This is a genomic window from Microbacterium sp. IO18 (genome assembly GCF_049099505.1).
GTDB classification, from domain to species: Bacteria; Actinomycetota; Actinomycetes; order Actinomycetales; family Microbacteriaceae; genus Microbacterium; species Microbacterium aurugineum.
Genome location: NZ_JBMJAF010000002.1, coordinates 657726 through 666587 on the forward strand (window position 1 = coordinate 657726; position 8862 = coordinate 666587).

At 67.3% G+C, this 8862-nt stretch carries 10 protein-coding genes; all 10 read right to left on the reverse strand.

The genetic code is table 11. The features are described 5' to 3' along the window. Positions 1 to 50: 50 nt before the first annotated feature. The gene (locus ACLF6J_RS14920; RefSeq protein WP_208526479.1) at positions 51 to 1211 is read right to left on the reverse strand and encodes a Gfo/Idh/MocA family protein; all 1161 of its coding nucleotides are present in this window, start codon (positions 1209 to 1211) and stop codon (positions 51 to 53) included. Continuing rightward, positions 1208 to 1624: a C-glycoside deglycosidase beta subunit domain-containing protein gene (locus ACLF6J_RS14925; RefSeq protein ID WP_047520194.1), complete on the reverse strand. Its 417-nt coding sequence runs from the start codon at positions 1622 to 1624 to the stop codon at positions 1208 to 1210. Before ACLF6J_RS14925 ends, ACLF6J_RS14920 begins: the two co-directional genes overlap by 4 nt. A 49-nt stretch (positions 1625 to 1673) precedes the next feature. Next, on the reverse strand, positions 1674 to 2711 hold the full coding sequence (locus tag ACLF6J_RS14930) for a sugar phosphate isomerase/epimerase family protein (RefSeq protein ID WP_134352225.1): 1038 nt from the start codon (positions 2709 to 2711) through the stop codon (positions 1674 to 1676). Between the two features lie 13 nt (positions 2712 to 2724). Then, entirely contained in the window at positions 2725 to 3840 is a 1116-nt protein-coding gene (locus ACLF6J_RS14935; protein WP_134352226.1) for a sugar phosphate isomerase/epimerase family protein, read from the reverse strand. Beyond that, positions 3837 to 4232, reverse strand: coding sequence for a C-glycoside deglycosidase beta subunit domain-containing protein (locus ACLF6J_RS14940; RefSeq protein ID WP_047520201.1), 396 nt, complete (start codon positions 4230 to 4232; stop codon positions 3837 to 3839). Before ACLF6J_RS14940 ends, ACLF6J_RS14935 begins: the two co-directional genes overlap by 4 nt. 92 nt (positions 4233 to 4324) lie before the next feature. Continuing rightward, a complete protein-coding gene (locus ACLF6J_RS14945; RefSeq protein WP_134352227.1) occupies positions 4325 to 5857 on the reverse strand; it encodes a GMC oxidoreductase in 1533 nt (510 codons plus the stop codon). Continuing rightward, complete coding sequence (locus tag ACLF6J_RS14950; protein WP_134352228.1) at positions 5854 to 6648, reverse strand: TIM barrel protein; 795 nt, start codon at positions 6646 to 6648, stop codon at positions 5854 to 5856. Before ACLF6J_RS14950 ends, ACLF6J_RS14945 begins: the two co-directional genes overlap by 4 nt. Positions 6649 to 6661: 13 nt before the next feature. Continuing rightward, entirely contained in the window at positions 6662 to 7036 is a 375-nt protein-coding gene (locus ACLF6J_RS14955) for a nuclear transport factor 2 family protein (RefSeq protein WP_134352229.1), read from the reverse strand. 4 nt (positions 7037 to 7040) lie between these two features. Next, a complete protein-coding gene (locus tag ACLF6J_RS14960; RefSeq protein WP_134352230.1) occupies positions 7041 to 7877 on the reverse strand; it encodes a carbohydrate ABC transporter permease in 837 nt (278 codons plus the stop codon). Between the two features lies 1 nt (position 7878). Continuing rightward, positions 7879 to 8817, reverse strand: a complete 939-nt coding sequence (locus tag ACLF6J_RS14965; RefSeq protein ID WP_231554956.1) for a carbohydrate ABC transporter permease — start codon at positions 8815 to 8817, stop codon at positions 7879 to 7881. Positions 8818 to 8862 lie beyond the last annotated feature (45 nt).

Sequence of the window (8862 nt, forward strand, 5' to 3'; positions counted from 1 at the left end):
TCGTCTCCTTCTGGGTGTGTCCCGTCGTGGCGGGTGTCTATGGGGGCCGCTCAGGTGGTGTCGGCCCAGCGGCTCCCGTCGTTCGAGCTGGCCTCGACGGCCGCCAGCACACGCTGGACCTCGAGCCCTTCCTCGAAGGACGGGGAGGGATCCTCGCCGGCGGAGACCGCCTCGACGAAGTCCTTCGCCTGGTGCACGAAACCGTGCTCATAGCCGAGCATGTGCCCGGCGGGCCACCATGCGGACAGATAGGGATGCTCGCTCTCGGTCACGAGGATGCGGGTGAATCCCTGCAGCGCCGGATCGGCGGTGCGGTCGTAGAACTGCAGGACGTTGAGGTCTTCGAGGTCGAAACGGAGCGCACCGCGATCGCCGGAGACCTCGAGCGACAGGGCGTTCTTGCGCCCGGTCGCGAAGCGCGTGGCCTCGAAGGAGACGAGCGTGTCGTCGGCCAGGCGCCCCGTGAAGATCGCCACGTCGTCGACCGTGACTTCGCCGCGGCCCTCCGCCGCCGTCCCGCTCAGACCCGAGCCCTCTCCCTGCAGCGGACGGGTCTTCACGATCCGGTCGACCGTGCCGGAGACCCGGACGATCTCCTGCCCTGTGACGAATCGCGTCATGTCGATGATGTGCGCGCCGATGTCACCGAGCGCGCCGGATCCGGCATGCTCCTTCTGCAGCCGCCACGCGAGCGGCATCTCCGGGTCGACCAGCCAGTCCTGGCGGTACGCGGCGCGCACCTGCTGCACTCGGCCGACCTTGCCCTGGGCGATGAGATCCCGTAGCAGGGTGACGGCCGGCACCCGGCGGTAGGTGAAGCCGACCATCGAGCGAACACCGGCGGCACGGGCCGCGGAGGCGGCCTCCGCCATCTCCTCCGCCTCAGCCACGGTGTTGGCGAGCGGCTTCTCGACGATGACGTGCTTGCCGGCGCGCAGCGCGGCGATGGCGATCTCCGCGTGCGAATCCCCCGGGGTCACGATGTCGACGATGTCGATGTCGTCGCGGGCGATCACCGCACGCCAATCGGTCGCAGCCTCCTGCCATCCCCACTGTCGGGCCGCCGCCGCCACGGCCGTCTCCGTGCGCCCGACGACGACGGCCATCTCGACCGCCTCCGGGAGCTCGAACACGGCTGGCGCCTGTCGCCATCCCACCGAGTGCGCGGCTCCCATGAAGCCGTACCCGATCATCGCGACCCGCAGGGTCATGCGAGCACCAGGGTTCGTTCGACAGGGACGCGGTTGGTGACGTAGCGTCCGGGGCCGCCGTCGGCGCCCGGCATGATCTGCATGTAGAGCAGACGCATCGTGAGCACGACCTCGACCGTGATCTCGGCACCCGCCGCCGGCGGCGCATCGAGGTCCACGAGCACGTCAGGGCGATCGGAGAGGAACCACAGCGTCTCGGACTGCTCCGGCAACTCCTCGACGCGGTACTCGCGTCCCCCCAGCGAGAAACGGATGTGGTCGCGGTCGATCGCGGTGCCGTTCACCCGCACTTCGACATTGTCGACGGCCGAGAGCCAGAGACTCCGGTACCAGGGGATCTGCAACGAGACCGAGATCCCGGATGCCGTACGGTGCACGTCCGAGTCGGCGAACAGTGAGTTGTGAGTGGCCATGACGGCGCTCCTTTGAAGTCGTGCTGATCGTGTCGGTGAGGAGGACCGGTCAGACCCGTGCGGTCCGAGCGGCGTCCTCGACAGCGGCACGCATGAGGGCGTGCTGCTTCTGGACGAGGTCGATGGGGTCGGCTTCGCCGAGGTCGCTGAACGCGTGCCCCTCCCACTCGCTGGAGAGGAACCCCTGATAGCCGCCCTCGACGAACTGCCGCACGATGCGCGGGATGTCCATCGCCGGCTCCTCCCCGTCTGCGCCGATGTCGTAGAACTTCGCGTGCACGTGGAAGATCTGGGGCATGATGTCCAGCCACTCCTCCGCGGGCACCAGGCCGTGCATGTTGAAGGCCAGACGGGTGAACGGGCCGAAGCGGAGCGGATCGACGCCCTCGCCGATCAGGTAGTCCTCGAACTTCTGGTTGCGCACATGCATCGGAGTCGGCTCGTGCCAGATCTCGTCCATCACCGGGAAGTGCTTCTCGTCCATGCCCATCTGGCTGAGCGTGCGGAGCAGGGTCGGCGAGAGGCTGTGCATGGTCGACGAGAAGTCGGCCGTGAAACCGAGACGGTCGCTGCCGAGCTCATCGTAGAGTTCCCGGATGCTGACGACCTTGGGATCGTTCGGTCCCTGCGGCGCGTGGATCTCGTAGCCCAGGTACTGGTCATACTCCTCGGCGAGCGGAAGGAGGCTGCGCAGCAGCTCCTTGCCCGCAGAGCGGATGACGACCTTCCGGAAGCCGAGAGTGTTCGCGGTCTTCAGCTGCCGCGCGAGGAAGTCATGCTCCTCGTCCGGCGTCATGTCTCGGTCCTTGCGTCGCCCCATGTCCAGGTTCGTCCCGACTGCGCTGGGCTCGAGACCATGCTCGTCGAGGGTGTCGAACCACAGCTTCACGAACGCGTCGTCCACGTCGGGGTAGGTGCGCAGCAGCTGGGCGATGTTGAACTCGACGCCGGGGCCGATGCCGTTCTCCGCCACGGCCGCGATGAGGGTCTGCGGTGTGTACTGTCCCGCGGCGAACTCACTGGTCAGCGAATAGAGCGTGGTGCCGAGGCGGATGCCGGTGCCGGCGATGCCGTTTTCTTCAGTCATTCTCTGGGTCCTCTCAACTGCGGACGGTCATGGCCTGGTGGCCGGCGTGGTGGGCGGCGAGCACGGAACGCGCTTCGGCCGGGTCTGTGATCATGCGGGACCCGGCGTCCTCTGCGGCGGCGCGCTGCACGGCCTGCTCACCGGCGATGATGTCGAAAGGGCTCTGCCAGTGGTTCCAGTGCCAGCCCTCGTACTCGCTGGAGATCGCCCCGGAGTAGCCGTTCTCCACCAGCAGTCCGATGAGTTCGCGCACCGGCACGGACGGCTCTTCGCCGTTCTCGTCGATGCCGAAGAACTTGCCGTGCACGTGCCGCACCCAGGGCATGATCTCGAGCCAGTCGTCCACGCGCGCCGGGCCGAAGAGACCCGTGCCGTTGATCCCGAAGTCGATGCCGAGGTCCGGACGTCCATGTTGCGCGGCGAGACCGATGAATCGGCCGAAACGTTGACCGTGCTCACCCTGATCCGCGGGCGGACCCTGCTCGTAGAATTCGTCCCACAGGGCGACGACGGCGGCGCGCAGCTCGTCGCTCGCACCGCGGCGACGGTACGCCTCGAGCAGGGACGGAGCGAAGCCGGTCACCGTCGCGCCCCAGTCCATGGTGAAGCCGAGGAGCGGCGAGCCGATCTTCTCGTAGCGATCCCGGAGCGCGAGGATGCGCGGGTGGGACGCGTACTGGTCGGCGTGGACCTCGAGCGCGAGGGTGACGCCGAACTTCTCCGCCACGGGCACGAGCTGCTCCATCGAGTCCGGCGTGATCGAGATCTGCACGCGGGCGACCGGGAAGCCCAGGCGCGCGGTGGCCTCGATCTGACGGCTCATGTACTCGATGAGCTCCTCCTGCGTGAGCAGGCGGTCGCGACGGAGGCCGATGTCGGCGTTGACGGCGATGGAGGTCGGGACGAGGTCGACCTCCTGAAGCAGGTCGCGGAACGATCCGATGAAGCGGTCGTCGAGATCGGGGAAGCCGCGGAAGCTGGAGAATCCGATGATCTCGATGCCGGGGCCGTACCCGTCCGCGGCCACCTTGCGCACGAGGCCGTCCAGATCGTACTCACGCCCGTGGAAGGCGCGGGTGAAGCTGTAGAGGGTGACCCCCTGAAGGGGCGTTCCGAGCTGAGCAGTCATGCCGCCACCGCTTTCATGGTCTTGATGTCGCGCTCCTCGATGTGGAGCACCTCGCTGTCGCTGATGACGATGTAGGGGATGTACAGGGTCAGATCGACGGCGACTTCATGGTCTGCGTCTGCCGAGATCGGCAGCTCTCCGGAGAGCACGGCCGAGTCGGCGGGGAACCACCAGCTCTCCACGTTCGTCGCCAGCTCGTCGAAGGTGAAGATCGCACCGTTCATCTCCCAGCGCAGCGACTCGGTCGGCACGGGCGTGCCGTCGATGGTGAGGCCGGCCTGGCCGATGCAAGAGGCCGGCAGGGCGCGGTACCACGGCACCCTCACCTCCACCGCAACGCGCGTGCCATCCGTCGTGAGCGTTCCCTGCTCGATGATGCGGTCGGGAATCACCGGGACCTCCTCGTCCTGAGAGCGTTGCCCTCTTCTTTCGTATTCCTACACACTAATGTCTAAATCAGACGGAAGCAAGAGATGTCGTCGCCTTACAGGTGAGCGGCGAGTGCGCGCGCCCCGCGCACCGCGAGCGCCACCGAGGTGAGGGTCGGGTTGCACGCGGTGGACGTCGGGATCACTCCGTTGCCCGCGACGTAGAGCCCGGAGACCCCCCAGACCTCGCTGTTCGGACCGCACACGCTCTCCCCGTCGTCGACCGCTCCCATGCGCGTGGTGCCCTGATAGTGCAGCGATGCACCGAACGGCAGCGTGAACGGGCGCTCGCCCAGCGGCTCGCCGACCGCAGCAGCGAGGCGGACGATCTCCTCGCGCGCCCGGTCGAGCACCTCGTGGTCTCGAGCGGTGAGCCGGTAGTGGATCTGCGGCGCCGGCAGCCCGTATCCATCGAGCCGCTCGTCCGAGAAGTCCACACGGTCCTCGCGCTGTAGATCTTTCGCGCAGAAGAGCCCGAGCCCGACGATCGACCCCGGCACCGCGGGGTCGTCCTCTGCGAGCGCGATCGGAGACGCATCGAGCTGCATGACCTGACCGTGGAAGGGCTTCGCGTCCGTGTACGGCACCCAGGTGACGCCGCTCGTCGCACCGATCCCCGCGGCCGGGGGCGCATCCGCACCGCCTGCAGCCCCCATACCCGCAGCCGCGATGTCCCGGATCCGGGTCGCATAGACCACCTGGGTCTGATCGTTCAGGTATCGCCCCAGGGCATCGGGACGGATGCCGGATGCCCAGAGAATCTGTGGAGTGCGCAGCGCGTCGGCCGCGATCACGACCGCCCGCGCCCGGACCTCGTGCTCGTCACCCGAGCGCCGGTCGTTGACCCGCACTCCTGCGGCATGGCCATCCTCGACGAGCACCGCCGTCACGAGGGAGTCGTCGAACAGAGTGAAGTGGGGATTGGCCCGGGTCTCGTCGCCGAACACGACGTCCGCGCCCGACCAGACGAGCGCTCCGTCGTCGCGACGATGCACCGCGAGCGGCATCCTCTGCACGCGTGCGTGCGGCTCCCGACCCTCGTCGGCGGTGGTCGCCAGACGCTCACGCACCAGGTCGCTGAACGGCGCGCCCTCGAAAGCGTCCGTCGTCACGCCGAGGAGACGGTCCGCCTCGGCGAGGAGCTCGTCGAGGTCGTCGATGAAGCCGATGCGCTCCGACTCGTTCGGCCGCGGACATGCGCCCGTCCAGTGTGCCGACATCCCGCCGACGTTGCTGGACATCGCGAGGACCGGAAGACCGTCCTCGCCATCTGCGGCGAACCCCTCCTCGAGGAGGAAGGTACCGGGCCGTCCGCGTCGCTCACCGCTCTTCACCGCGCCGGGCGAGGCCACTGTGGCAGCGGTGCCGCCTCGTGGCCCTTCCGAGCGTCGCTGCGCCTCCGCGCGGAGCGACGGGTCCGCGATGTTCTTGACGTGGGCGCCGGGCGGGTCCGTGACCGTCGGACCCACCTCGAACAGGGCGATGCGAGCGTGGGGTGCACGCTCGGACAGCACCCGTGCATAGGTCGCACCGGCAGGGCCGCTGCCGACGATGACGACGTCGACCTCGGCAGGATAGGAGCGTGTCATGCGCGGGCCGCCACCTCGACGATGTGCCGGACGGACGCGGCGCTTTCGATCGTCGGGTAGTACTCGAGCCCGATCGGCCCGTCGTATCCCGAGGCGCGCAGCCATCCGAGACGCTCGCCCCAGTCGATCGAGCCGGCGCCGGGCTCACCGCGGCCCGGCGCATCCGCGAGCTGGACGTAGCGGATGAGATCGCCCGCCCCCGCGAGCTCGGCCCGCATGTCCTCGCCTTCGACAGCGGAGTGGTAGATGTCATAGAGGACCCCGAAGGACGGCGAGTCGACCCCCCTCGCCACGTAGACCGCCTCGCTCGTGCGGTCGAGCAGTGATCCGGGGTGGTCAACGCGGACGTTGACGGGCTCCAGCACGAGGGTGACCCCCGAGCCGTCGATCTGCGCGATCGCCTTCTGGTAGATCTCGATCAGCTTGTCGAGCTGCACCTGACGCTTCCATCCCCCGAAACCGGTGCCGCTGCCCACGACGATCCGTGGCGTGCCCAGTTCCCGCGCGATCTCCACGCCCTCATCGAGCTTCCGGAAGAACTCGGAGTGGTCCCACGGCGGGATCATGAACTGCGTGCGAGGTTCGGCGAGCTGCGCCTCGAGAGTGGTCCCGGTGTCTTCCAAGGCGGCCTTGAGCGCCGGAAGGTCCTTGGGCGTGCTGGGTGCATCCACGCCGGTCGGGCCCCACATCTCGACGGAGGAGAATCCCGCCGCAGCAGCCGCCCGGACGCGGTCATGGTAGTCGCCTGCCTCGGTGAAGAGGAGCTCGATGTTGGGTGCCAACTGGTACATGATTTCCTTCGGTTCAGAACATGGGGTGGTCGTGGACGGATGTCTCGGGCACGGGTTGCAGGACATCCCAGTGCTCGACGATGACGCCGTCCTCGAATCGGTAGATGTCCGCCACCGCGGCATCCGGTGCGCCCGACCGGAAAGCCCTGACGTGGACCATGGCGAGATCGCCGTCCACGATCATCCGCTGGATCTCGAAGCGCGCATCGGGCGAGCCGTCGAACTTCGGGGTCAGCATCTCGATCGCCGCGGCCGGTCCGTCCGGCACGCTCGGATTGTGCTGGCGGTAGTCGGCGGAGACGAGGAACGCGAAGGCATCGGCCACGCGCTTCTCGGTGTAGAACAGACGGCAGAACTCCTCGAAGGAGGCGCGGTTGTCGTTCGGCATCCGTTCAGCCCTTCAGTCCGCCGGCGAAGCCCTGGATGAAGCGCTTCTGCGCGAACAGGTAGAACGCGAGGATCGGGATCATCGAGACGATGACGATCGCGAAGATCTGGTTCCACTGCGAGACCAACGAGCCGATGTAGTAGTACATCGCCACGGGGAGGGTCTGCACGCTCGATCCTCCGAGGAAGATCAGCGACGTGAAGAAGTCGTTCCAGACGATGAGACCGACGAAGATCGCGACCGTGCCGGTGGCGGGTCCGACCAAGGGGAAGACGATCTTGAAGAAGACCTCCGTGCGGCTCGCACCGTCGATCGTCGCCGCCTCCTCGTACTCCGTCCCGATGCCCCGGAAGAAGTTCGAGTACAGGAAGATCGACAGCGGCAGCATCATGCCCGTGTAGAGGATGATCATGCCCCAGATCGAGCCGGTGAGACCGAGGCTTCGAGCGCCGATGTAGAGCGGCACGGTACCCAGCTGCGTCGGCAGGACGATCGCGATGAGGAAGAGCGAGAACGCCAGCTTGCCCCAGCGCGTCGTGCTTCGGGCGATGACGTATCCGGTGAGGGCCCCGAGGATCACGAGGGCGACGATGCTTCCCGCGGTGATCAGGACGGAGTTGAGCAGTCCCATCAGCACGTTCGAGTTGCCGGTCGCGGTGAGGACGTTGACGAAGTTGTCGAACGTCGGAGCCGTCGGCGGCGCCAGCGGAGACGTGCTGAAGACCTCGGCATCCGGCTTCAGAGCGATGATGATGAGGAAGTAGAACGGTGCGAGGAAGACCAGGGCGAGCACCCAGAGACCGATCTCCCGGAGCAGCGTGAGCTTGGTGTAACGGAACATCTCAGTCCTCCGGGGCCTGGGTGATGCGCTGCTGAATCGCGGCGAAGAACAGGATGATCACGGTCAGGATCAGCGCGAGCGCCGCCCCGTAGCCGAAGTTGCCGAGCGAGAACGCCTGCTTGTAGACCTGGGTCGCGAGCGTCTCGGTGGCGCCGGCCGGACCGCCGCCGGTGAGGGCGATGATCTGGTCGAAGATGCGCAGTCCCTGCACGATGCCCAGGGTCGTCGCGATGGCGATCGCCGGGCGGATCGACGGGACGGTGATGTGCACGAAGCGCTGCCAGAGACCGGCACCGTCGATCGCCGCGGCCTCCTCGATCTCCACCGGCACGGACGCGAGGCCGGCCATGTAGATGACCATCGCGAATCCGGTGGTCTGCCACACGACCACCAGAAGCACCGACCAGATGGCGAAGGTGGGGTCGGCGAGCCACGGTCGCACCCAGCTCTCGAGGCCGACGGCCTGGAGCGCGAGGTTGATCGGTCCGTTGAACTCGAAGATGAACTTCCAGATGTACGCGGTCGCGAGCGGGCTCAGCACCACGGGCATGAAGAACAGGACGCGGAGGGCGTACCGGGTCTTGATCATCCGGTTGAGGCCGAGGGCCAGGGCGAGTCCTGCGACGTTGGAGAGGATGACCGAGAGGAAGGCGAGGAAGAGGGTGTTCCCCAGAGCCAGGAGCTTCGAGGGGTCGGTGAGGATCTTCGCGAAGTTCTCGAGGCCCAGGAACTCGAAGGCTCCGAGTCCCGTCCAATCGGTGAAGGCGAAGAAGCCGCCGACGCTGGTCGCGACGTAGTGGATGCCGATGACGAGCACGACGCCCGGCAGCGCCCACCACCAGTGACCGAATTTGAGAAGGCCCGGCCGCCGTGGTGTTCCGCCGCGCCGCTGCGGCGATTGCCGCGGCACGACGACGGCCTCTGTCTCGGAAGATTGCATCGTCGCAGTCATTTCACTCTCTCGATGGTGAAGCGGGGGGGGGGG

Coding starts and splice junctions, on each gene's coding strand:
- ACLF6J_RS14965 (WP_231554956.1), bottom strand. CDS start 8,817: ATGCAATCTTCCGAGACAGAGGCCGTCGTCGTGCCGCGGCAATCGCCG.
- ACLF6J_RS14920 (WP_208526479.1), bottom strand. CDS start 1,211: ATGACCCTGCGGGTCGCGATGATCGGGTACGGCTTCATGGGAGCCGCG.
- ACLF6J_RS14930 (WP_134352225.1), bottom strand. CDS start 2,711: ATGACTGAAGAAAACGGCATCGCCGGCACCGGCATCCGCCTCGGCACC.
- ACLF6J_RS14935 (WP_134352226.1), bottom strand. CDS start 3,840: ATGACTGCTCAGCTCGGAACGCCCCTTCAGGGGGTCACCCTCTACAGC.
- ACLF6J_RS14960 (WP_134352230.1), bottom strand. CDS start 7,877: ATGTTCCGTTACACCAAGCTCACGCTGCTCCGGGAGATCGGTCTCTGG.
- ACLF6J_RS14925 (WP_047520194.1), bottom strand. CDS start 1,624: ATGGCCACTCACAACTCACTGTTCGCCGACTCGGACGTGCACCGTACG.
- ACLF6J_RS14950 (WP_134352228.1), bottom strand. CDS start 6,648: ATGTACCAGTTGGCACCCAACATCGAGCTCCTCTTCACCGAGGCAGGC.
- ACLF6J_RS14955 (WP_134352229.1), bottom strand. CDS start 7,036: ATGCCGAACGACAACCGCGCCTCCTTCGAGGAGTTCTGCCGTCTGTTC.
- ACLF6J_RS14945 (WP_134352227.1), bottom strand. CDS start 5,857: ATGACACGCTCCTATCCTGCCGAGGTCGACGTCGTCATCGTCGGCAGC.